The 24,213-nt window shown below is 46.0% G+C and carries 22 protein-coding genes; 12 read left to right on the plus strand and 10 right to left on the minus strand.

Annotated features, from left to right (window positions below; all coding sequences use genetic code 11):
- Window positions 1-2: 2 nt before the first annotated feature.
- Both ACV7NC_RS00185 and ACV7NC_RS00190 read right to left on the minus strand, forming a co-directional pair.
- Complete coding sequence (locus ACV7NC_RS00185) at window positions 3-638, minus strand: alpha/beta hydrolase (protein WP_458153384.1); 636 nt, start codon at window positions 636-638, stop codon at window positions 3-5.
- A 41-nt stretch (window positions 639-679) separates the two neighbouring features.
- Entirely contained in the window at window positions 680-988 is a 309-nt protein-coding gene (locus ACV7NC_RS00190; protein ID WP_458153385.1) for a (2Fe-2S) ferredoxin domain-containing protein, read from the minus strand.
- Window positions 989-1,370: 382 nt separating this feature from the next.
- Between ACV7NC_RS00190 and ACV7NC_RS00195 the strand changes: the two genes are divergently transcribed.
- From ACV7NC_RS00195 to ACV7NC_RS00220, 6 genes are all read left to right on the plus strand, one after another.
- A complete protein-coding gene (locus ACV7NC_RS00195) occupies window positions 1,371-2,072 on the plus strand; it encodes a WbqC family protein (RefSeq protein ID WP_458153386.1) in 702 nt (233 codons plus the stop codon).
- 16 nt (window positions 2,073-2,088) lie between these two features.
- Window positions 2,089-3,531 (plus strand): NAD(P)-binding protein, encoded by a 1,443-nt coding sequence (locus tag ACV7NC_RS00200; RefSeq protein WP_458153387.1) that lies wholly within the window; start codon window positions 2,089-2,091, stop codon window positions 3,529-3,531.
- A complete protein-coding gene (locus ACV7NC_RS00205; RefSeq protein WP_458153388.1) occupies window positions 3,528-4,691 on the plus strand; it encodes a class I SAM-dependent methyltransferase in 1,164 nt (387 codons plus the stop codon). Before ACV7NC_RS00200 ends, ACV7NC_RS00205 begins: the two co-directional genes overlap by 4 nt.
- Window positions 4,688-5,656, plus strand: coding sequence for a glycosyltransferase family 2 protein (locus ACV7NC_RS00210; protein ID WP_458153389.1), 969 nt, complete (start codon window positions 4,688-4,690; stop codon window positions 5,654-5,656). The genes ACV7NC_RS00205 and ACV7NC_RS00210 overlap by 4 nt, the downstream gene beginning before the upstream one ends.
- A gap of 699 nt (window positions 5,657-6,355) precedes the next feature.
- On the plus strand, window positions 6,356-7,087 hold the full coding sequence (locus tag ACV7NC_RS00215) for a WbqC family protein (protein WP_458153391.1): 732 nt from the start codon (window positions 6,356-6,358) through the stop codon (window positions 7,085-7,087).
- 146 nt (window positions 7,088-7,233) lie between these two features.
- Complete coding sequence (locus ACV7NC_RS00220; RefSeq protein WP_458153392.1) at window positions 7,234-8,685, plus strand: hypothetical protein; 1,452 nt, start codon at window positions 7,234-7,236, stop codon at window positions 8,683-8,685.
- 3 nt (window positions 8,686-8,688) lie between these two features.
- On the opposite strand, the gene rffA is transcribed toward ACV7NC_RS00220, so the two are convergent.
- From rffA to gatC, 7 genes are all read right to left on the minus strand, one after another.
- Window positions 8,689-9,822, minus strand: coding sequence for a dTDP-4-amino-4,6-dideoxygalactose transaminase (gene rffA / locus ACV7NC_RS00225; protein ID WP_458153393.1), 1,134 nt, complete (start codon window positions 9,820-9,822; stop codon window positions 8,689-8,691).
- A 30-nt stretch (window positions 9,823-9,852) separates the two neighbouring features.
- Window positions 9,853-10,272, minus strand: a complete 420-nt coding sequence (locus ACV7NC_RS00230; protein ID WP_458153394.1) for a GtrA family protein — start codon at window positions 10,270-10,272, stop codon at window positions 9,853-9,855.
- Window positions 10,273-10,378: 106 nt separating this feature from the next.
- Window positions 10,379-11,893, minus strand: a complete 1,515-nt coding sequence (ubiB, locus tag ACV7NC_RS00235) for a ubiquinone biosynthesis regulatory protein kinase UbiB (RefSeq protein WP_458153396.1) — start codon at window positions 11,891-11,893, stop codon at window positions 10,379-10,381.
- 90 nt (window positions 11,894-11,983) lie between these two features.
- On the minus strand, window positions 11,984-12,598 hold the full coding sequence (locus ACV7NC_RS00240) for a ubiquinone biosynthesis accessory factor UbiJ (protein ID WP_458153397.1): 615 nt from the start codon (window positions 12,596-12,598) through the stop codon (window positions 11,984-11,986).
- A gap of 199 nt (window positions 12,599-12,797) precedes the next feature.
- Window positions 12,798-14,237, minus strand: a complete 1,440-nt coding sequence (gene gatB / locus ACV7NC_RS00245) for an Asp-tRNA(Asn)/Glu-tRNA(Gln) amidotransferase subunit GatB (protein ID WP_458153398.1) — start codon at window positions 14,235-14,237, stop codon at window positions 12,798-12,800.
- Between the two features lie 44 nt (window positions 14,238-14,281).
- Window positions 14,282-15,730, minus strand: coding sequence for an Asp-tRNA(Asn)/Glu-tRNA(Gln) amidotransferase subunit GatA (gene gatA / locus ACV7NC_RS00250; RefSeq protein WP_458153399.1), 1,449 nt, complete (start codon window positions 15,728-15,730; stop codon window positions 14,282-14,284).
- A 67-nt stretch (window positions 15,731-15,797) separates the two neighbouring features.
- Window positions 15,798-16,085 (minus strand): Asp-tRNA(Asn)/Glu-tRNA(Gln) amidotransferase subunit GatC, encoded by a 288-nt coding sequence (gatC, locus tag ACV7NC_RS00255; protein ID WP_458153400.1) that lies wholly within the window; start codon window positions 16,083-16,085, stop codon window positions 15,798-15,800.
- 130 nt (window positions 16,086-16,215) lie between these two features.
- Here gatC and ACV7NC_RS00260 point away from each other — a divergent pair, with 130 nt between their 5' ends.
- From ACV7NC_RS00260 to ACV7NC_RS00285, 6 genes are all read left to right on the plus strand, one after another.
- A complete protein-coding gene (locus ACV7NC_RS00260; RefSeq protein ID WP_458153401.1) occupies window positions 16,216-17,274 on the plus strand; it encodes a rod shape-determining protein in 1,059 nt (352 codons plus the stop codon).
- Window positions 17,275-17,351: 77 nt separating this feature from the next.
- A complete protein-coding gene (mreC, locus tag ACV7NC_RS00265; RefSeq protein ID WP_458153402.1) occupies window positions 17,352-18,242 on the plus strand; it encodes a rod shape-determining protein MreC in 891 nt (296 codons plus the stop codon).
- The gene (mreD, locus tag ACV7NC_RS00270; protein ID WP_458153403.1) at window positions 18,223-18,774 is read left to right on the plus strand and encodes a rod shape-determining protein MreD; all 552 of its coding nucleotides are present in this window, start codon (window positions 18,223-18,225) and stop codon (window positions 18,772-18,774) included. Before mreC ends, mreD begins: the two co-directional genes overlap by 20 nt.
- On the plus strand, window positions 18,771-20,678 hold the full coding sequence (gene mrdA, locus ACV7NC_RS00275) for a penicillin-binding protein 2 (protein ID WP_458153404.1): 1,908 nt from the start codon (window positions 18,771-18,773) through the stop codon (window positions 20,676-20,678). The genes mreD and mrdA overlap by 4 nt, the downstream gene beginning before the upstream one ends.
- 57 nt (window positions 20,679-20,735) lie before the next feature.
- Window positions 20,736-21,836, plus strand: a complete 1,101-nt coding sequence (rodA, locus tag ACV7NC_RS00280; protein WP_458153405.1) for a rod shape-determining protein RodA — start codon at window positions 20,736-20,738, stop codon at window positions 21,834-21,836.
- A 37-nt stretch (window positions 21,837-21,873) separates the two neighbouring features.
- Window positions 21,874-22,809 carry a septal ring lytic transglycosylase RlpA family protein gene (locus tag ACV7NC_RS00285; RefSeq protein ID WP_458153407.1) on the plus strand — a complete coding sequence of 312 codons (936 nt, stop codon included), beginning with the start codon at window positions 21,874-21,876 and terminating at the stop codon, window positions 22,807-22,809.
- 425 nt (window positions 22,810-23,234) lie between these two features.
- On the opposite strand, the gene ACV7NC_RS00290 is transcribed toward ACV7NC_RS00285, so the two are convergent.
- A complete protein-coding gene (locus tag ACV7NC_RS00290) occupies window positions 23,235-24,104 on the minus strand; it encodes a hypothetical protein (protein WP_458153408.1) in 870 nt (289 codons plus the stop codon).
- Window positions 24,105-24,213: the final 109 nt, after the last annotated feature.

Consider the following 24,213-nt stretch of genomic DNA (forward strand, 5'->3'; position numbering starts at 1 on the left):
TGCTATAGTTTTCCCGAGAAGTACTTCAATATCAGTCTTCTGAGTATCATTAATTTTCCATGAAAGAAATGTTCGGCCCCTGGTATCACAACAACGGGCTGTGATGTCGGCTCCGCCCAGGCCAATACTTCCTCCGGCAATACGATGTCATCTTTATCGCCCTGAATAATTAAAGCACATTGAGTAGTTTCAGGGACTGCAGGTGCTTTGAGTTTTGCGACTGAAGGTGCGATCAGAATGAGATAGGCTGGCGCCAGTTCTTTTGCAGCTAATAATTGTACGGCGCCCCCAAAAGAGAATCCTGCCAAAAGCAGCGGCAAATCCGTAAACTGATTACTGAATTGATCCCGGACTGCTTGCGCCACTGCGATGACGTCTTCTGTTTCACCGGCACCATGCCCGAAAGCGCCTTCGCTTTGGCCCACGCCGCGGAAATTGAACTTCACAGTAATAAAATCAAGTTCCAGTAAAGTTGAGAATACGGTTTGCACAACTTTGTTGTCCATCGTTCCGCCATGAAGCGGGTGCGGGTGTGCAATAACGCCAATTCCTCTCGGATTCGAGGAAGGTTCGCCCAGTTCGGTTTCCAGTTTTCCGGTGGGGCCGCTGATAAAAAATTTATGACGGGCGATTGACAAGTGGTTTACCCGGATAGATAGATTGTGACAACAGGTTAAGATTAAATCTTAAGCCGTTCGACAATCTTGCCCTTGATCAGATGTTCATCAATGATTTCATCAATGTCGTCTTTATCGATGTAGGTATACCAAATTTCCTCCGGATAGATGACGATAACCGGGCCTTCATCGCAGCGATCCAGACAACCCGCATTATTAATGCGAATTTTTCTTTTGCCATCGAGTTTTAACGATTTAATGCGTTGCTTGGCATAATCGCGCAGCTCTTGAGCGCAAAAATTATTACAGCACTTTGCACCGCCCTCGCGTTGATTGGTGCAAAAAAAAACGTGATATTGGTAATAGCTCATGGATATGCTGGTAATGGAAAAAACAGGACTAGTTTAACTCAATTTAGATGGATCCTGAACAGGCAGGGTGCTCTATCATAGCGACAGGTTTGTTATTGATCGCAAACAACATTGTCTATCGTGTGAATCGATTTGCTGATTTGACAAACCTGCTGAATTCCAGTACTTTCGATGCGGGATTTGTAGCGGGTATCCATTAATTCAATTCGCGCGAACGTGAGTGATATCGTTCTTCAGCGAGCCGACTGTACATATATCCATTGATGTGCAGAAATCTATTGCATTCTGTGAAATAGCGACAGCATAACCATTGCGTGGTAGAAATTTCTGAACCGAAATGCAGTTGCATATGCCACTGGAATTGGAGTAATCACGGAAGACCATGAAGAAGATTGCAATCTTACAATCGAACTATATCCCTTGGAAGGGCTATTTTGACATCATTGCTGCAGTCGATGAGTTTATTATTTATGACGACGTGCAATTCACGAAAAACGACTGGCGCAACCGAAATAAGATTAAAGCGAGCGGCCAGGTGCAGTGGTTAACTATCCCAGTGCGTCATAGCATCTCTGACAGGATCTGCGATGTGAAAGTGTCTTTTAGTGATTGGAATGTTAAACACTGGAAAACATTGCAAATGAATTATGGTCGAGCAGCAGCATTCAGGGATACGGCGGAGTTTATTGGAGAATTGTACCAATCGGAAAGATCAGCTTATTTAAGTGAAATTAATGCAGAATTTATCCGGGCAATTAGCGGTTTTCTTGGAATTGATACCAAAGTCACCCGCTCATCCGACTATCGTTATAGTGGTGATCGATCGGAAAGGCTGATAGCACTCTGTAAGGCAGCGGGTGCTAATTGTTATTTGAGCGGCCCGGCAGCTAAATCATATCTTGATGAATCGTTGTTTGAACAAGAAAACATCAGAGTTGAATGGATGGATTACTCGAATTATCCAGAGTATCCACAGATGGGTGGCCCTTTCGAACATGGTGTATCCATCCTTGATCTGATATTTAACACCGGGAGTTCAGCAGGTTCATTCATGAAGTTTGTAAAACCGGCAGCACACAGTTAACGAGGAGAGTTGTTCTATGATCGAAGCCACTAAAGACAAAGTTGTTATTGCAGGCGCAGGGATGACCGGTCTGATGATGGCGCTTCGGATTAAACAGCTTGATCCGGGTATCGGTGTGGTTATCTTTGACAGAGCCGATCGGCCGGGTGGCATGTACCAAAGTATCGAATATCCTGACGGCAGGCTATTTGATTACGGAATGCACCTTATCTATGAATCTTGCAATCCTGATGTCGATAATCTTTACCGTGAAGTGATGGATGAACGGGACTGGCATATTCATGAAAATAATGAGAAGGATATTGCCGGTTTGTATTTTCGGGGGCGATTGCAGAATTATTCTCATTACGTCGACCTTAGATCCTTCGACGATGTTGAGAAGAAGCGATTGCTTGGCGACTTTATGTTTAATCTTGGAGGGAGCGTTAAAGATTGCGGGCGTTCTGGATGGCAGTTCTTGCTGAATCAATTTGGTAACGAAATCGTTGAGTTAGTGCATCGACCGCTTATTCAATCTTTGTATGGGGTTGATATCGAAGCTATCGATCGATTTGCTGTTAAAGCATCAGCATTAGAACGGGTTATCCTGTTCGATCCCGATACAATGCTTGACCTGATGAAATCCGATCGGATACGGTCGCGCTTAGCGTTTCCGGATCAACTGAATCTGCCACCATATCGCACCAATAATCAAAAAGCGTTATACCCTAAGCGTTTTGGAATGAAACATTATGTCGATCGATTGGTGGATACCTTGCAACAGCGCGGGGTGGAAATTTTGATGAATGTCGCCGGTATGTCTTTACAGTGTTCAGATGATCATGTGGATTCGATTACGATTAACGGCAAGGATGGAGATTCCAGGAAAATTCCGGTTCAAACATTATTCTGGTCGATAGGCTGGCCGAGTTTGGGACATGCTTTAGGTACGGATATGTCCGGTATTGGTAAACCCGCTGGTACCAAAGTCGTATTCGCAAATTTCGTGTTCGATCAGATGCCGCTGATGGATCGGCTTTATTATTTTTATTGTTACGACCCGGGTTTTGCAGCATTCAGGGTGACGAATTATGTGAATTATTGTCCGGCTGCTGCTGCCGATGGCTTTCCGGTTTGCGTCGAGCTTTGGCCTTCCCGTTTGGGATTAGATGCTAAGAATTTGTCAGATGAGCAATGCATTGCTTTGGCATTGGATGAGTTGCGTCGCTTTGGTGTGATTACCGAAAAACATGCGCTTAAATTCTCGGCGATTGAGAACAAGGGGGGCGAATTTCCATTACCGTCGATAGCTAATGTAACCGCTATCGGAGAAATTAAAAAGCGGGTGCTCAGCAAAAAAATGAAAAATATAGAAGTGACAGGGATCATGGCAAGTGATGATTTGTTTTTTATCCCGGACATTTTGAATCATGCCTTCTCAGTTATTGAAAAAACTTTTACAGGTGAAAACAAATTATGAATAGCGTTACCATTGAAAAATTGCCCTTTTACTGGCGGTTAAGTCCATCCGGAGAGTCTCGCAGCAACATTGTCGAGGATTTCTACCCGTTTGAATTTTCCCAGCGGCCGGAATTCGGGCTGGTGATTCAGAAACGAAACGAAGCTGTGTTGGAAGCCTTGGAAAAAATCTATCAGCAGGAATATAACATTGGCTATTTGCAGGATACCTATGAAATTGCCAGACAATACGGGGTGGATTTTGTGCGTTTCCTTGACAAAGTGCTCGCCGATAATCCCGGAATTCACAAGGTTCTGGAAATCGGTTGCGGTGGTTGTGTCATTCTCGAAGGACTGATGAAGCGGGGTTACGATGTGGTTGGCGTTGATTCAAGCCCGTTTGCCGCAAAAGAAGGTGCAAAGAAAGGTGTGAAAGTAGTGACGGCTTTTTTCCCAACGCCATTGGTCACAGAAAAGTTCGACTTGGCTTTTCATGTGGATGTGCTCGAGCATATCCACAAGCCGCTGGAATTTCTCCAACAAATCCGGGAAAACTTGAATCCGGATGGAATCGTCATCGTCAATGTGCCGGATGCAACTGAAAGCATCGAAATCGGAGATATTTCGATGGCGATGCATCAACATCTTAATTATTTTACGGAAGATTCGCTATCGGCGTTGTTACGCAGCGCCGGCTTTGATGTGATGAGCGTTGTCAAGGCCGGTTATGGCGGATCGCTGTATGCCGCAGCACGCCGATCAAAAGCTGCGGCAACTGAGCAACCGGAGGCTGGTGTTGATTTCTCATCACATGATCGTTTCCCGGAACTGGCGAAGCGAGCGCTTTCAACATTCGACCAGCTTGTTACCAACGTCCTGTCGGATAAATCTGCGAGCCTCGGATTTTATGTGCCATTGCGCACATTGCCTTACATTGCCATGACTGGTCGTTTTTCCGGTTTTCGTTTTTTCGATGATACCAATCACTGGCACTATCGGGAGTTCGACGGTGTACCGATAACAATTGAGAATTTTGGCGATTTGCAGAAAAAACCGGTTACGCACATGTTGATTATGAGCTTAACGTTCGGTGATGTCATTCAGAAAAAGATTCATGCCAGCTTCGGTAACCAAATTAAAACTTATACACTTTCAGAGATAGCGCGCGGAACAGCATCATGACAAAGCAACACGCCGGTTCACCGCAATTATCGGTGGTAGCGACAATCTATAATGCTGCACCCATGGTGCGGGAACTGGTCAACAGGCTGAGAGCAGTGTTGGAAGGAATGGGCGTTACGTATGAAATAGTTCTGGTGGATGATTGCAGCAAGGATGATTCGTTGTATGTCATGCAAACGCTTTCTGAAGAAGATACTCGCGTCAAATCCATTGCGCTGAGCCGGAATTTTGGGCAACAGGTTGCCATGAGCGCCGGTATCCATTATGCACGTGGCGATTATGTTTTGATTATGGATGGTGATTTGCAGAATCCACCTGAATCAATTCCCTTGCTGTATCAAACGGTTCAGCAAGGGTACGATATCGTTTATACGACATCGGTTAGCCGGAATAATTGGGTTGATGCAGCGACATCATGGTTGTTCTGGAAATTCATGTATATGGTAATGAAAGTGAATATCATCAGAAGTCAGCTAATGATGCGGATATTTACCCGCCGGGTAGCGGAATATTTTAAGCGCTATCCCGAGAAGGTAAGAACGATCGTTGCTATCATTAGCGATATCGGCATGAAACATAAGGTTATCGAAGTGCCGAATAGCAAGCGCGCCTGGGGAAAAAGTAATTACAATACAATAAAACGGGTCAATCTCGCTATTGATGTGCTGCTGGATCTTTCAAACAATCCACTGAATATTTTATTCTACAGCGGACTGATTATCCTGTGCCTTACCGGTGTTTTGTCACTGCATTATCTTTATTTGTATCTGTTTGAAAATATCCTGCCTGGCTTTACCACCATTATCTTATCAATCCTATTTTTTGGGAGTATTAATCTGATTTCATTGGGATTGATTGCAAGATACATATCCAATATTTACACCGAAGTAAAGAATAGACCTCTGTTTCTGGTGCGAAAAACCATCAACGTGTCCGAAGATCAGCAGTGTGACATTAAACGCTGATTGATTATCCTTTCCCCAATGGCAAGTTTCCATCCAACAAAAGCCGCTACCGAGCTTCATGTTGGATTGAATTCGAGTGCTATTTTCTGTGTTTGTTATCTTCAAGGAAGAGAAAACCAGCAAGCTTGAAATGAGCCGCATACTATCCAAGCAGTGCAGTCTTCGCTAGGGTTCTCAGCGATTATGACGGATAAAGCCAACTGCCAGAGAAAGGTAACTCTTCGTTGCATACCTCAAACCAATATTCAATCCGTGTGGAACAAAAGCATTGTTTGTAATCAAACCATCCGCATTCGAGCAGTAAAAAACCGAATCAACTTCATCATGCCAGTTATCGGGATATGGATACATGTAAACGTAACGTTTATCTGGCCAATCCTTTTACCCCTTCCTGTCAAAAACATCGCTGATATCCATAAGGTGCACTTGTTTATCAAGTGAGTCACACATTGTCGAAATTTATTGTTCTTATAAGTCGCTGAATCTATAAATGATTATTGACTTATAACTCAAAGTCCTTGTTTCAAGCCCCGTTAACTTGCTAGCAGGGATTACACATCTTTATTCGATGAATTGATTTGATTCTCAAGCAGGATATGTCAGGAAACTGAATTAGTTAAAGTTAGTTGTTTAGTTTGTCGCAATATTGGAAGTGCGCTGCAGGTTGTATTTAATGTATTTATTTAGAGAGGAGGTCAATTGAAGAAAGTTGCGATATTGCAGTCGAATTATATTCCATGGAAGGGCTACTTCGACATCATCGCCGCTGTTGATGAGTTCATTATCTACGACGACGTGCAATTTACTACGCGGGATTGGCGCAATAGAAATAAGATTAAAGTAAATGGTCAATCTCAGTGGTTAACTATTCCAGTGAATCAGAGCCGTTCCGACAGAATCTGCGACGTGAAAGTATCTTTTGTTGATTGGAATGTTAAGCATTGGAAGACATTGCAGATGAGTTACGGTCGTGCGGCCGCATTCCGGGGTACGGCTGATTTTGTTGGTGAATTGTATCGTTCACCACGATCGACTTACCTAAGTGAAATCAATGCAGAATTTATCCGGGCAATTTGCAGCTTTCTTGGAATTGAGACTAGAATCACTCGATCATCGGACTATCGTTATGGCGGAGAGAGAACGGAAAAGTTGTTAACGCTTTGTAAGGCAGCGGGTGCTAATTGTTATTTGAGCGGCCCGGCAGCTAAATCATACCTTGATGAATCATTGTTTGAACAGGAAAACATCAAAGTTGAATGGATGGATTACTCGAACTATCCAGAATATCGGCAGATGGATGGCCCTTTCGAGCATGGCGTATCCATTCTCGATTTGATATTTAATACCGGAAGTTCAGCGGGATCATTCATGAAATTTGTCAAACCGACTGCAAATATTGCCAAGCTAACAGTACAATGCCAGAGATCATAATTTCTTCACTATCTGACGATGCTAAACACAGTTCTTCAAGGACAATTCTTTACTGGAATTAAATGAAATTATCAACCGAACGTATCCTGTTTTTTATATTCTGTATTCTGGCGGCGTCACCTTTGTTATTTTCACATTATCCGCCAATGATTGATGTACCGCAGCATGCCGCGGTAATTGCTACCCTCAATAATCTCTCGCTGCCAGATTTTCCTTATCATGATCTTTACTATGTTGATTGGGGGCGCCCTTATTTGGGCGGGTACTTAATTCTTTGGGGAGTGAGCCAATTCTTGCCGATATTGGTGTCAATTAAGCTATTGATTGCCTTGGCTGTGATCGCCACACCGCTCGTTGCATCGCTAATTCGCGCTCACTTCGGTGGCGATTCCAGGTGGGATTGGTTGCTGCTCCCAATCGGTTACGGTTTTGCATTTCAATGGGGTTTTTTCAATTTCATCATTGGTGCACCATTTGTTTTGCTATTTTTGTTGTGTGCATTCAAATATGCGGAAGCACCGAGACTAAAATCGGGGCTGTGGTTAGCTTTGTTTTCATTTGCGTTGCTGCCAATTCATTTGCTTGTAGCTGCTTTTGGTTGCGGACTGGCATTTTTATATGTTATTGCTGGTTCATTACAATGGAAACAGAAATTACTGGCAGCTTTACCTTTTATTAGCCCATGGCTGGTTATTATCGCTTATTTGTTAGTGTGGGTGAGTGCAGGTGAACAAGTTTACAGCGACGGCCCTTGGGGACTCAGTATTTATAGACCGATTGAAATACTGGCAACCTCGGTAGGACTGATTCCCGGCAGAATAAATGCCGCTATTGCTTTGTTGATTCTTACTGTGCCGTTTCTCCTCGGTGCCCGTATTACCAACGATAGACCAAGGCAAATAGTATTTTTAGCTTACCTGCTGTGGATGATGGTTGGACCCAATTTTATTTTAGGGAATTTTTTTACGTACAATCGTTTTTCATTGTACGCTGTCCCAATGTTGTTTGTAATTATGACAAAACCGGCATCTGCGGCGCGTTCTGTGAAATATGAGCCTTTACTTCGCGGCTTGCTGGTCGTCGTCCCTGTGGTGCTCATCGTGTTACTTTGCTTCCGGTTTGCAAGTTTCGATAAAGAATTTCAAGATTACCGGGATATTGAGACAGAGATGCAGCCGCAAAAACGCGTATTAGGTCTCATCTACGACAACCAAAGTAAAATTTTCAAATTACCCATGTATTTGCATTTCGCATCCTGGTATCAGGCAGAACATTCCGGAGCAGTGGACTTCAGTTTTGCTCAGTTTAGCGGCTTACTGCTCAGATATAAACCTGATGCCTCGGCAGCTGCTGTACCTCCACCGTTTGCATGGCGGCCTGAGACCTTTGATTGGAATGCGAATAAAGGCTGGCTTTATGATTATTTTCTTGTTCGATCCGAGAATGGTATCGATTCAAAAGTCATTGACGAGGCGGAATGTGAAGTGAAATATGTAACGCATAGCGGCTCTTGGTGGCTGTATGAAATAGAACTGGGAGATAAAGATGATCCCGCTTCGTGTGCGGCGAAACGTGCCGCAGAAATTCAACGGCAATAATTTCTATGAGTTTCTAATTGCGTCCTCTAATGCGGTCACAATTTCTTGCTGCTGATTGATATCGAGACCTATCCAGAGTGGCAACCGGATGACTCGCTCAGCACAAGCGTCAGTGTTAACCATCTCACCGGATATTCGTCCGAATTTCTTGCCGGCTGGCGACGAATGCAGCGGGATATAGTGGAAAATTGCGCCAATTCCTCGTGATTTCATTTTTTGCAGAATCTCGTCGCGTGGTAGGTGTTCTGGCAATAATATATAGTACATATGCGCATTATGCTGACAGTGATCAGGGATGATCGGTCTGCGCAATAAACCCCGATTCTCCAGCGGTTCAAGCAGCTGGTGGTATTCATTCCAGATATCAATACGCTGCTTGGTAATTTCCTCGGCAACTTCAAGCTGCGCCCATAAAAACGCTGATATCAACTCCCCCGGTAAGAAGGAAGAACCAACATCCTGCCATGTGTATTTATCTACATGTCCTCGAAAAAATTGCGTGCGATTGGTGCCTTTTTCTCGAATGATCTCGGCTTGCAACGATAATGACGGGTCATTGATGAGAATGCATCCACCTTCTCCGGAAATGACATTTTTGGTTTCATGAAAGCTGTAAGCTCCAAGATCGCCGATGCTTCCGAGTGCGCGCCCTTTATAAGTGGACATCACACCTTGCGCGGCATCTTCCACGATTTTGATATTGTATTGCTTGGCAATAGGTAAAATGGCGTCCATTTCACACGATACACCGGCGTAGTGAACGGGAACAATGGCTTTGGTGCGTTCTGTGATGGCGTCGGCTATCAGGTTTTCATCGATATTCAATGTATCCGGTCTAATATCGACAAAAACCGGGATACCGCCTCGCAGTACAAATGCATTGGCTGTCGAAACAAATGTGTAGGAAGGCATGATAACCTCATCGCCCGGCTGTATGTTTAATAGCAGCGATGACATTTCTAAAGCCGCGGTGCAGGAATGAGTTAATAGAACTTTTGCGCTGCCGGTGTGGGATTCAAGCCATTGGTGGCATCGCTTGGTGTAAGGACCGTCTCCCGCAAGTATATTATGGAAGTGCGCATCAGCAATGTAGTAGAGCTCTTTGCCGGACATATGGGGTTTGTTAAAGGGAATCATGATATTTCCTTTGAGGATGAGTAGCTTGTTTTATTTTTGATCGACTTTTTGATGATTTGAATTCTCGCTGAAAACAAAAAATTTGAACGTAATAAATAAAAAGCCAGCCACTATAAAAATGGCAATTCCTTGCACCCATTGGTGCGGATAATGATAATAATCAACAAATATCAGAAGTAACAGAAAATTAAGAGTGTAACCCATTATATGCGCGATAACATAACGGATCGTCGAGTTGACCCAGTAACCCTTGTGCTGAAACGTCCATTTGCGATTGGCTAAATAACTGGTTGTTGCGCCGCAGAAATATAATAAAGTCATCACCAGCTTCGGTTCGGCGCCGAAGGATGTAATGAGCAGATAGACTGCATACCAGCTTAAATTGGTGATGATACCAATTAGGCCATAATAAAACAGTTGCGTGAAGGATTTGGTTAAGGGTTGCGTCATACTGTAATCGGGATTGCAATTATCCGGATGTAACAACGCGGTGCAGCCAGTGATAACTGTACTTTATTCTCAGCCATTAATCTTACAGAAAAATGAACCTACAAGCTTATTGGAATATTTGCCAGGCAAGCAGTCCGGCGAGAAGGATCGCAATAAGGGCGAGTAAACGGTTCTGGCGCTTTTCTTCGGTAATTAAATCAGCCATTCTTTTTTCCAGTTCATGGTTGCGATTTTCCGCCAATGCTTGATGGATGAGGCGGGGAAATTCGGGCATGATAACGGCCCAGTTAGGCGCTTCTTTTTGGATGCGGCTGGTGAGTCCGCGCCAGCCGATTTGCTCTGACATCCAGTTTTCCAGAAATGGTTTGGCAGTTTTCCACAGATCTAAATCAGGATCCAGATCACGCCCCAAACCTTCGATATTAAGTAATGTTTTTTGTAATAAAACCAGTTGCGGCTGGATTTCAACATTGAACTGCCGGGAAGCCTGAAATAATTGGAGCAGAACACGGCCAAACGAAATTTCCTTTAATGGTTTGTCGAAAATGGGTTCGCAAACGGCTCTAATGGCAGCTTCAAAATCGTCGACCCGGGTGTCTTTAGGAGCCCAACCAGCTTCGACATGCGCTTGCGCAACCCGAGCATAATCACGACGGAAAAAAGCGAGGAAGTTTTGAGCCAGATAATTTTTGTCTTGGTCGCTCAGTGTTCCCATGATGCCGAAATCAACTGCAATGTAGCGGCCGTCATTACCGACAAAGATATTGCCGGGATGCATATCCGCATGGAAATAGCCGTCACGAAAGACCTGCGTAAAAAATATTTCCACGCCGACACGAGCCAACTGCGGGATATCAATGCCTTGAGCTTTCAGCTCATCGACATGGCTAATCGGAATCCCTTTGACACGTTCCATGACCATCACATTGCTGCGGCAGAAATCCCAATAAACTTCCGGAACCAGCAGTAATGGAGAATTCAGGAAATTGCGGCGTAACTGGCTGCAATTCGCCGCTTCACGCATCAAGTCGAGCTCATCGTCCAGGTGTCTGGCAAATTCCGAGACCACTTGACGCAATTTCAGGCGCTTACCATCCGCCCATAGCATTTCGGCTAGCCAGGCGCCTGTATCCATCAAGGCCACATCGTGCGTGATAATGGGGGAGAGGTTGGGACGCAGAATCTTGACCGCTACTTCGGTGCCGTTGTGTAATACGGCTAAATGCACTTGCGCAACGGATGCGCTGGCAAGCGGGGTGAGATCAAACTTGTAAAAAACCTCATCGACCTTCTGACCATATTCCGCTTCTAGCGTGGTCACAACCAGATCAGAAGAAAACGGAGGGACTTGGTCTTGTAGCTTGGCCAGTTCATCGGCGATGTCCTGAGGGAGTAAGTCGCGCCTGGTGGAGAGCATTTGGCCGAATTTGACAAATATCGGACCCAGTGTGGTTAAAGCCAGCCGTAAACGCTCCCCCCGGGGTTTGTCCAGTTTACGCCAAAAGGTGAGGGTTTTGACAATGACACGTAAGAACTGTAACCGGCTATGGCTCAGAACAAATTCATCCAATCCGGATTGAAACGCAACGTACAGAATTTTTAGGAGTCGGAATAGGCGCATGAATAATTAGGGATCGGGGGCGAGCTTTAAATTCCGTAGGTCAGTTTGTGCATTGGGGATTATTATTCATAACCACATAATTTCCGGCTGTCATTGTTTTTCCGTATTATCGCTGAGTGGTGAAATTTGCTGAATCAGTCGATTTATCCGTTGCTCCAGCAACTCAGTTTCTACTTGCAGATTTGCCGCTTCTTCAGCCATCTGCTGAATAGCAGTGAATTTGGTTAAAGTAACATTTTCTTCAGTCAGGTATTCTTTCAACGATCTGGTTAAACGATCAACATTATCAATTTGCCAGTGCACAAAGTCTTTGCCGCTTTGCGCAATACGATGGGCTGGGATGTCGCCGACTACTTTGCTCAGATCATTTTCGAACACTACGCTTACATCAATTTGTCTGCCGATATCGAGTAATTCCCCTGCCAGAGCAGAATCACCCACCGTTGTTATGTGTTCGAAAACACTCGCATCACCTGAAAAAAATCTGAACAACATCGACTGTGTCAGCACCAACGTGGCGTCAGCGCTGCTTTCGCTTTCCGCTGATTGCATTTCCCCGGCGCCGTCAATCAGCATTCTAAAAGTGATCATCGGAGGTATCTTAATACAGATCGTTTTGCCCGCGTGTTTTTGTAATCGCTTGCTTGCCCATGCTTCACAGCGTAACACATGATTGACGGGATTGATTGCAACTGCTGCCAGCATTATATGTACGATAAATAGAACTTAAGAACCGGAATAACCGAAAAAGTCATCGCTATTTCGGTTTATTACTTAAATTACCCCAAACAGGAATATTGACTGATTAAAATGCCGGTTGAGTATAGCATCATATCGGCGAATCATTATATTGTTGATCGAAGCAACGTATTTTGGAAGTAACCGCTTCGCGGCGCTATCCCGGCTATCCGCCCAGTTTCCTCTTCAAAATAGTATTGACTTGCGCCGGATTGGCTTTTCCTTGTGTTGCTTTCATGATTTGACCGATCAGTGAGTTAAAAGCTTTATCCTTACCGCTGCGATAGTCGGCAACCTGTTGAGCGTTGGCAGCTAATACTTCATCCACCAGTTTTTCGATAGCAGCGTCATCCGAAATCTGCTTCAAGCCTTTTGCAGCAATGATCGTATCCGGGTTTTTATCCAGTTCACCGTTCCACATGCTCTCAAATACGATTTTCGCACCTTTACCGGAAATAGTGCCGTCATTGATACGTGATAAAAGTGCGGCAAGTTGTTCAGGGCGGATTGGGCAGTCGTTGATCTCAACGCCGTCTTTGTTCAATTGCCCATTGATGTCACCCATAATCCAATTGGCGCAAAGCTTGGCTTGAGACGGTAAGTATCTGATTGTCGCCTCAAAATAATCCGCAGTTTCGCGCGAACTGGTCAGTACAGCTGCATCGTAGGCGGATAAACCGAATTCTGATACATAGCGGCTGCGGCGTGCTTGCGGCAATTCCGGGAGGGTTGCGCGGATTTGTTCAATCCAGTTTGATGAAATTTCCAATGGCAATAAATCCGGATCGGGAAAATAGCGATAATCGTTGGCGTCTTCTTTACTGCGCATGGTTCGTGTTTCATCCTTGTTGGCATCGTACAGCCGGGTTTCCTGGCGGATCGTGCCGCCATCTTCAAGAATTTCAATTTGCCGCCGCGCTTCATAGTCGATGGCTTTTTCCAAAAAACGGAATGAATTCAGATTCTTGATTTCGCAGCGCGTACCCAATTTCTCGACGCCGTGCGGACGTACCGAGACATTGGCATCGCAACGAAACGAACCTTCCTGCATGTTGCCATCGCAGATCCCTATCCAGCGCACCAATGAATGCAAAGTTTTGGCATAAGCCACCGCTTCAACGCTACTCCGCAGGTCTGGTTCGGAGACGATTTCGAGTAATGGTGTTCCGGCCCGGTTCAAATCGATACCGCTCATACCATGAAAATCTTCATGTAAGGATTTGCCGGCATCTTCCTCCAGGTGCGCTCGCGTCAGACGGATAGTTTTTTCCACACCTTCAGTTTGAATCGTCACGGTTCCGCCTTGTACGACCGGCAGTTCGTATTGGCTGATTTGATAACCTTTAGGCAGATCGGGGTAGAAATAATTTTTACGCGCAAAAATTGATGGTGAATTGATTTTGGCGCCGATTGCCAAACCGAATTTAACGGCACGCTCAACTGCACCTTTGTTCAATACCGGCAACACACCAGGCAGCGCCAGATCGATGACACACGCTTGCGTATTCGGAGGTGCGCCGTAGGCGGTGGAAGCGCCTGAAAAAATTTTGGAACGAGTTGACAGTTGTGCATGAACTTCAAGACCGATGACAATTTCCCACTGCATGATATGTTTTCCAGCTCAAATGTATTTCACAAACGAAGGGTAGTTTAAACCGGCGACCGGGTATGCCAATCCGTGGCCAGTTGATACTGATGTGCGACGTTCAGCATGTGTGCTTCCGAGAAGTAATTTCCGATGATGTGCAAGCCGATCGGGCGGTTTTTATCGCCAAAACCAATAGGGATCGACATCGCCGGCAAACCGGTCAAATTGGCGGCGCTGGTGTAGATATCCGACAGATACATCTGAATCGGATCGCCGCTTTTTTCTCCAAGATTGAATGCCACCGTCGGTGTCGTTGGCCCCATGATGATGTCGCATTGCTGATAAGCATTGGTAAAATCCTGCGCAATCAGACGGCGCAGCTTTTGCGCTTTAATGTAATAGGCGTCGTAATAACCATGCGACAACACGTAAGTTCCGATCAGAATGCGCCGCTTGACTTCCGCGCCGAAACCTTGTGCACGGGTTTTGCGGTACATGTCGGCGAGATCGCTGTATGATTCGGCACGATATCCATAGCGCACACCATCGAACCGCGACAAATTGCTGGAAGCTTCGGCAGGTGCCAGCACATAGTAAACCGGGATCGAGAGCGGTGCATTCGGTAGCGAGATTTCGACGGTTTGAGCACCCAGTTTGCGATATTCATCCAATGCTTTGTCGACAGCGCTGGCGACATCGTTGCTCATGCCAGCAGCAAAATATTCCTTCGGTAAGCCAATTCGCAAGCCGGTCAGCGATTTTTGCAGTTCGCGGGCATAGTCCTCGGTCTCACGTTGTAGACTGGTAGAATCGCGTGCATCAAAGCCGGTCATGACGTTTAATAGCAATGCCAGATCTTCGGCTGATTTGGCCATTGGGCCGCCCTGATCGAGGCTGGACGCAAAAGCGATCATGCCGTAACGGGATACTAATCCGTAGGTTGGTTTGATGCCCGAAATACCACATAATGCGGCAGGCTGGCGGATCGAGCCGCCGGTGTCGGTACCGGTCGCGGCAGGAGCCAGTCTGGCCGCAACCGCGCAGGCAGCGCCGCCGGAACTGCCGCCAGGTACCGCGGACGGATCCCAAGGATTTTTCACCGGACCGAAATAAGAGGTTTCATTACTCGATCCCATGGCAAATTCGTCCATGTTGGTTTTTCCAATATTGACAGCACCGGCTTGATTGAAGCGTTCGATAACACCGGCATCGTAGGGTGATACGAAATTTGCCAGCATTTTTGAGCCGCAGGTGGTCAACCAGCCTTTGGCGCAGAAAATATCTTTCTGGGCGATCGGGATGCCGGTTAACGGTCCTGCTTGTCCGGCAGCAATCATTTTGTCTGCTATCTGCGCTTGCGCCAAACTCATATCTTCATTGATCGTGATGAATGCATTGTATTCTGAATTGAATTGCTTGATACGTTGCAGGAATTCGGTAGTAAGCTCCGTGCTGGAAATTTTCTTTGCGGATAGTTGATCTGAGAGTTGCTTAAGGCTGTCGTTAAACATGGCGATACGGAATCGTGAAAAAAATTTTTCGTAAAGTTATTGTTTTTCTATATATTATTAATATTTTTTATTCTATTACTTGTGGAACCAGGTAAAGATCCGCTTCGACTTGCGGTGCGATTGATTGGTATAATTGGTGCTGGTCGGTTTCCGTAATTTCGTCTTCCCGTAATCGTTGAAATACGTTTTGCGCATGAGACATCGGTTCCACGGTTTCGGTGTCAACAGCCTGCATGGATTCAATCAAGTTAAAAATACCGGATAACTGTCCCAAAGTCTCTTTAGCCTCTTGATCGTTAATCTCAATATAAGCAAGTTCAGCGATCCGTTTTACATCGTTTACAGACAAAGTCATTTTATATCGGTAGCCTTATATTCAAAGAAGTATTAGGGTATCATGCCGCAGTTTAACTGGCGTATTATTTTTTGCTGGTTTTAATTATCATTCGCTCTCATCATAATTATTAATATCGGATTCTGCCACTATGTTTAATTTCTTGAGCAACAGTATTCTTGGAAGTTATTTTTCAACAGACATGGCGATTGATCTGGGCACAGCCAATACGCTGATATATGTCCACGGACAAGGTATCGTACTGGATGAACCCTCTGTAGTGGCTATTCGCGAAGAAAGCGGCGCTAATGGAAAAAAAATGATTCAGCAAGTCGGTCTAGCAGCCAAGCAAATGCTCGGCCGCACACCGGGCAATATCACCGCAATCCGTCCGATGAAAGACGGTGTGATTGCAGATTTTACTGTGACTGAACAAATGCTCAAGATGTTTATCCGTAAGGTAAATCCGCCACGGTTATTTTCCACCAATCCCCGGATCGTTATTTGTGTGCCTTACGGCTCAACGCAAGTGGAGCGGCGGGCAATCCGCGAAGCAGCTTATGGCGCCGGTGCGCGTAAAGTCGAATTGATCGAAGAACCGATGGCGGCGGCATTGGGTGCTGATTTGCCGGTGGAATCGCCGACCGGGTCCATGGTGGTGGATATCGGCGGCGGAACCACGGAAGTCGGTGTGATATCGTTGGGAGGAATCGTATTTTCCAATTCGGTCCGTGTCGGCGGAGATAAATTCGACGAGGCGATTATCAATTATATTCGCCGTAATTATGGCATGCTGATCGGTGAAGTGACCGCAGAAATCATTAAGAAGGAAATCGGTTCGGCATTTCCGGGTTCAGAAGTCCGGGAAATTGAAGTGAAAGGCCGCAATCTTGCGGAAGGCATTCCGCGCAGCTTTACCATCTCAAGTAACGAGATCCTGGAAGCATTGGCGGAGCCGCTCAACAGCATTGTGAGCGCGGTGAAATCGGCGTTGGAACATACGCCGCCTGAACTGGGCGCGGATATTGCCGAGAAAGGCATGGTTATGACCGGTGGTGGCGCATTGCTGCGGGATATTGATCGATTGTTGATGGAAGAAACCGGTTTGTCGGTTATCGTTGCCGATGATCCGTTGACTTGCGTGGTACGCGGCGCCGGGATTGCGCTGGAGAATATGGATCGATCAATCGGTATTTTTGCTCGCGATTAGTACTGGCTTATGCGCTAATATTTTGTTTTTCTTGCGTGTCGGTTCGGAAAAAATCCAATGATTGAGTACGAGACGTAATGGAAAAAACGCCGCAGTTTTTCAGAAATGGCCCCGGTCCGTTCGCAAGATTACTGGTATTTGCGCTGCTTTCATGCGTATTGATTGCCGAGGATACCCGTTTCAAGTTTTTTCCAGAGTTGCGGCAGACTATCGGTGTCCTTATTCACCCTTTGCAGAGAATGGCCTATTTTCCTGCAACCGTTTATGACCAGTTGGAAAAATTTGTTGCGAGTTTTTACTTGCTGGAAGAGAACGCCAAGTTACGTCAATTGTATTGGGACCGGCGTGAGCAATTGCTGAAACTGGAAGCGCTGGAAGCAGAAAATCTGCATTTGCGCAAACTGCTGGGAGCTATTCAGCAAATTCAAGCCAGTATCAAAACCCGAACTATCTTGGCAGAGATCCTGTCGACACCGCGCGATCCCTTTAACCACAAAATTACCATCAACAAAGGCAGCTTCCACGGAATTCAGCTCGGACAAGCAGTTATCGATGATAAAGGGATTATCGGGCAAGTCACACAACGCTATCCCTGGTCTGCTGAAGTGACGCTGCTGACCGATAAAGATCACTCCGTGCCGGTTCAAGTTGTGCGTAACGGGTTGCGTTCGATCATTTCTGGCAGCGGAAAGAATAATGAGCTCGAACTTCGTTACTTGTCGGTTAATACCGATATTCAACGAGGCGATTTGTTAGTGACCTCCGGCATCGGGGGCGTTTATCCGCCGAGTATCCCGGTTGCTATTGTCGAAAGGATCGGACAAGATCCTGCCGGCGATTTTGCGCTGATCATCAGCACACCGGTGGCGGGTGTGGAACGAAACCGGCAGGTTTTGGTGCTATCTTTAGTACAATCAGAGCTTAACGAGTCTGGAGAGGTGCCGGCAATTGAACCGGGGCAGAATTAAAGAGAATAATGCTATTCAGGAAAACTATTTAGAGCAGGATCTGTATGTTCCCGCCAGTAGTTGGTTTGTTGCTATCAGCCTGGTGGCCGCCCTGATACTGAATTTCTTACCGCTTCCGGATGAAATCACATTTCTGCGCCCCGATTTCGTTGCGCTCTTACTTGCTTTCTGGAACATCAATCATCCCGACAAAATGGGCATGAGTGTCGCGTTTGGCATGGGATTGATGATGGATGTCGCCAATGTCAGCATACTGGGGCAGCATGCATTGGCCTATTGCGTGGTAATTTATCTGACGACAGTGTTTGGGCGTCGCTTAAGGTTGTTTGGATTTTTGCGGCAGGCGCCGCAAATAGGTCTCGTGTTATTCATTATGCAAATCGTTATCGTATTGATCGCCGCATCCACCGGCGCATCATTTGCCGACTCGCAGTTTTTTATTGCTGCTGTTTCTGGCAGTATTGCCTGGGTGCCAATGTCTTGGTTACTGTCATTACTGTTACAGCCAAAACCTGATCCTGATGCATTATGAAGCAACACGTAGAGTTACGTAATCTTCCTGTTGAATTAAGTAAATTCCGGGTTCGTCTTGCCATAAGCATGGGTTTTATGCTTGTGTTATTTCTGATTCTCTATGCGCGATTCTATTATCTGCAAGTGACTCAACAGGAGCACTATCATACGCTGGCGGAAGCAAATCGTATTTCCATTCTTCCGATAGTGCCCAATCGAGGTCTGATTCTGGATCGGAATGGCCGGGCGCTGGCACAAAATTATTCGGCTTACACCTTGGAGGTGGTTCCCAGTAAGATCAGCGATCTCGATGTGACTTTGGACGAGCTGGCGACACTCATCGAGATTACTCCAACGGATCGGCAACGCTTCAAGAAATTATTGAAGGAAAGTAAGCGTTTCAGAAGTCTTCCCATTCGAAGTCGTTTGACGGATGTGGAGATCGCAACTTTTGCCGCAAACCGTTATCGCTTTCCGGGGATTGAAATCAAGGCGCGAGTGTTTCGTCAATATCCAGAGAAGGAGATTGTGTCACATGTGATCGGCTATATCAGCCGTATCAATGATCAAGATCTGGAGTATCTGGAGCGTAGCGGAGAGCTTCGCAACTATCGCGGTTCGCAGCATATCGGGAAAATTGGTATCGAACAGAGCTATGAAAAGCAGTTGCATGGAATCACGGGGTTCGAGGAAGTGGAAACCGATGCGGCGGGGCGCTCGATTCGGGTTTTATCTAGGACGCCGCCGATTCCGGGTAATAATCTGATTCTTTCTTTGGATTTAGGATTGCAGCAAGCAGCGGAACAAGCTTTTGGCGAACGCCGCGGCGCATTGGTTGCGCTGGATCCGAATAATGGCGAAGTGCTGGCGTTTGTCAGTAAACCCGGATATGACAACAATCTTTTTATCGGCGGGATTGATCATGAGAATTGGAAATTACTGAATGGATCGATCGACCGGCCACTCAATAACCGGGCTTTGCGCGGGGTATACCCGCCAGGGTCAACGTTCAAGCCTTTTATGGCATTAGCCGCGTTGGAATTAGGCAAACGTACGCCGGAATACAGTATGAATGATCCAGGATTTTTCTCGCTGCCAGGTGTCGATCGGCGTTACCGCGACTGGAAACCGGGAGGGCACGGCAGGGTCGACTTGCATAAATCCATCGTTGTGTCATGCGACACCTATTACTACAGTCTTGCGAACGATCTTGGCATCGATAATATTTATAATTTTATCAGTCAATTTGGTTTGGGGCGCAAAACAGGCATCGATGTTGAAGGCGAGGTATCTGGATTATTGCCGTCGGCTGCCTGGAAAATGAGCCAATACAAACAAAAGTGGTATGCCGGAGATACCATTTCGGTTTCAATCGGTCAAGGCTATAACCTGACAACTCCTCTACAGCTAGCGTTTGCCACGATGTTGATTGCCAATGAAGGCAAGGCTTACCGGCCGCATTTTGTCAAACAAATTCAGGACAGTCTAACCGGCGAGATCGAGGAAATCCCCGCGCAACTGATGTATACCTTGAATTTAAAGCCAAGGCACCTAGAAGTGGTCAAGCAAGCATTGGTGGATGTGACCAAACCGGGTGGAACGGCGGCGAAAGCCGGAGCCAATGCAGCTTATACGTTTGCAGGGAAAACTGGAACATCGCAAGTTATTGGGATCAAGCAAGGGGAGCGTTACGATGAGAAACGCATCAATGAGCGGCACCGCGATCACGCGATGTTTATCGCATATGCGCCCGCAGAAAATCCCCAAATCGCGCTCGCTATTCTGGTAGAAAATACTGGAACGGGCGGTTCGACTGCAGCGCCGATTGCAAGGCAAGTATTCGATTACTATTTATTGGGGAAAAAGCCGGAAACTACAGTGGCGCAACTGACTGACTCGTCTGAGAACCATGATCATTTGTGAGACAACATCAACGATTCTTAATCAATTATCCTAGCGCGACAATAGACCAATTTTTGCATGATTGAAGTTAAAACCATTTGGCATTTCCTGACCCGCTATATCGATAGTTTTTTGCTGATCGGGCTGTTGGCGTTGATGACCGTCGGGTTGTTTGTGCTCTATAGCGCTACCGGCGCCAATATGGCGCGCGTCAGCAATCAATTCGTTAATATGCTGATAGCGCTGGTCATTATGTGGCTGGTTGCGAATATTCCTTTGCAGCAGATCATGCGCCTGGCATTGCCGCTCTATTTGTTCGGACTCGCATTACTCGTCGGCGTGGCGTTATTTGGAGAAATAAATAATGGCGCCAGACGCTGGTTGAATATCGGAATTACCCGGGTTCAGCCTTCGGAATTAATGAAAATCGCCATTCCGCTGATGATGGCGTGGTATTTTGATAAGCATGAGATTACCTTACGCTTGCGCGATTATCTGGGCGCCACCATTCTGCTGCTGCTGCCGGTATTCCTGATTTTGCGGCAGCCTGACTTAGGAACCGCATTATTGATCGCTGCCAGCGGTTTCTACGTACTGTTTTTGGCAGGATTGTCCTGGCGTATCATCATGGGCTTATTACTGACAGTGTCGGCCAGTCTGCCAATTCTGTGGACATTTATGCATGATTATCAGCGACGGCGTATCATGACACTGCTGGATCCGACGCAAGATCCCCTTGGAGCGGGCTATCATACGATCCAATCGTCGATTGCGATTGGTTCCGGCGGTATTAGCGGTAAGGGCTGGTTAAACGGCACGCAAACGCAACTGGATTTTTTACCCGAGCAAAGCACAGATTTCATTTTTGCAGTTTTTTCAGAGGAATTTGGTCTTATCGGTAATACCATGTTATTATTGCTTTATTTGTTTGTGATCGGGCGCTGTTTGATGATCACCGCAAACGCTTCAACACAATTTACAAGATTGATTGCCGGGTCCATTACACTCACTTTCTTTACCTATATTTTTGTAAACATGGGCATGGTCAGCGGCATTCTGCCTATTGTGGGAGTACCGCTGCCGCTGATCAGTTACGGAGGCACTTCCATGGTGACGATGTTACTGGGTTTCGGTATTTTGATGAGTATTCAGACGCATCCCAAGCTGGTCAAAACCTAATAAACACGAATTCAGTTTTGCAGGAGGTAGTTAGTAATTGTATATATTCTCACCGTTCGCAATTAGATTGTTACTGGCACTGCCAATAGTTATATTGTCCGCTTGCAGCAGCACACCGCAATACAACCAGCAATCTTCCATTCAAAAAAAACCGGATGCAGTCACTGCAGTCTTATCCGATTCGAAATATCGCTCAGCAACTGTCGGCAAACGTGGCGGCGGTTATTACCTTGATGACGGACCGGAAGATAACCCTCCATCAAATTTGCATTTGGTTCCGGACGCCGTTCCCAAAGCCGAACCGCTACGGTCGGCAAATATGCAACCGTATGTTGCTTTGGGTAAAACTTTTAAGCCGATGACCGAATTGACACCTTATAAAAAGCGAGGAATCGCTTCCTGGTACGGACGCCGTTACCACGGAAATAATACCGCTTCGGGTGAGGTCTATGATATGTATGCCATGACAGCGGCTCATCCCACACTACCGATCCCAAGTTATGCCAGGGTGACCAATCTGGATAATGGTAAGTCGGTCATCGTGCGGTTGAATGATCGTGGTCCGTTTCTGGCGGATCGATTAATTGATTTGTCCTACACGGCGGCATACAAGCTCGGAATACTGGCGGCGGGCAGCGGCCGCGTGGAGGTCGAAAGCATTTTGCCCGATAATGATTCAATGACATTGGCCATTTCCAAACCATCGAAATCATTGCCGGTAGCGGATAGTAATGCTGAAATGGCTCTGGTTTATTTGCAGTTGGGCGCTTTTGGTTCACCCGATAATGCCCGGAATTTTCTGGCACAGGTGCAGAAAAGAATTCCTTCTTTGAAAGATTCCGTCAACATCTCTAAAAATAATGGGCTGTACAAAATTCATGCGGGACCTTATCCCGATCAAGCGGTCGCGAAATTAGCGGCCAATTCGATCGGCCGTCATCTGGCGGTTACCCCGATCGTAGTGACCGACTAACAGGCCGTTGAAAAACTATCTGTGTTGCCGCTACGGTGTTAAAAACAAGCTCAAAATGCTCATTTATACCGCATAAACTGCGCTTTTTCGCCTGTTTTTGCCTTGTATCGGCTGCCTCGAAAACGTTTTTCAACGGGCTGCTAAGCGAAGCAAAAAAATCCCTATTGCAAGCAATAGGGATTAAAGGGCCTCGTCATAAAATCGTTCATCACAATCAGCGGTCGAATGTAAAACATCTTCATCAGTAAAGTATCGCTACGTTTTTTACATTCCGCTTCGATGTTTGGATCGATTGCGATTAATTGACTTTAAGTTTAATACTTACTGAATATTTTGAAGATGAAAACAGAGGGGAAATATACCCCTATCTTTTAAATATGACTGTGACTTTTCTCACACCGTTGTGCAGATTTTTTTTGTGACCATTAACTGCCGACTTTGACAAAACTGCCGTCCTGATTCACCCAAACCTCGCCGGTAAAAGCATCGGTAATCGTTGTGGCATCGGTTGCAAAGCAATCGGCAACGGTTTGATTGGTAAAGGTTCCTCGAGTGTAATACTTCACCGGCGGCGTCACCACAATGCCTTCGATAGGAAGGCTGGACAAAGTCCCGGTCAGTGATGCTGTAATGTCGAGACAGAGATCGGAATTTACAACCAGATTGGCGGATTCAGCAGGGGCATTAATCGTGCAATGCTTCACACTGGCAGTCGCATCGACAATGGCTTGGAACGGATTCGGTAACCCTGGGATGCTGGTTGATATACCTTCAATACTCGACGATGTGACATTATTGCTGCCAAGCAAAGAAATACCACTGGCCGCAGTTTGTTCCGGTATCTTACACAGATTTGTGTTGGAGAGTTCAGGCGCAGTAATGCATGAACCATTTGTCGTCACTGTCACGACATTGCCACTTTGACTATAATTGAATCCAGGTAACGCGTTTGAAGTATCACAAGCTGAGATTTCACCCGAACCCCCTGAACTATTAATATAGTTGATGAGGTTTGAAAGTGTGTCGATCAATGCAGGCGTCTCGCCCCAAGGACCTCCCATTGCGTAAACCCGATTGTCGCTTTTGTTGACGCCGACATAAATATTGGACTCAGGATAATGCCGGAATAGCCAGGGCTCGATACTCTGAGTTGCACGACGGCTAGAAAAGATCGACGGAAAGGTATTTTCCGCCCAGTTGAAAAGTTTCTCGGTATCGCTTGCGATCGTAGCGTGAGCCGAATGGATATTACCGATCAAGGCGAAAGTACAGAATAGTAATTTGAATAGTTTCATGGGGAAAATCTCCTGTAGGCTGTATGGAGTAAAGTATTTAATATCAATGGATTACCTCATTATAGCTAAAGGTAAAGCAAGCAATGATTTTAAAGAAGTTATCGTGCAA

The organism is Nitrosomonas limosa, from assembly GCF_054188085.1.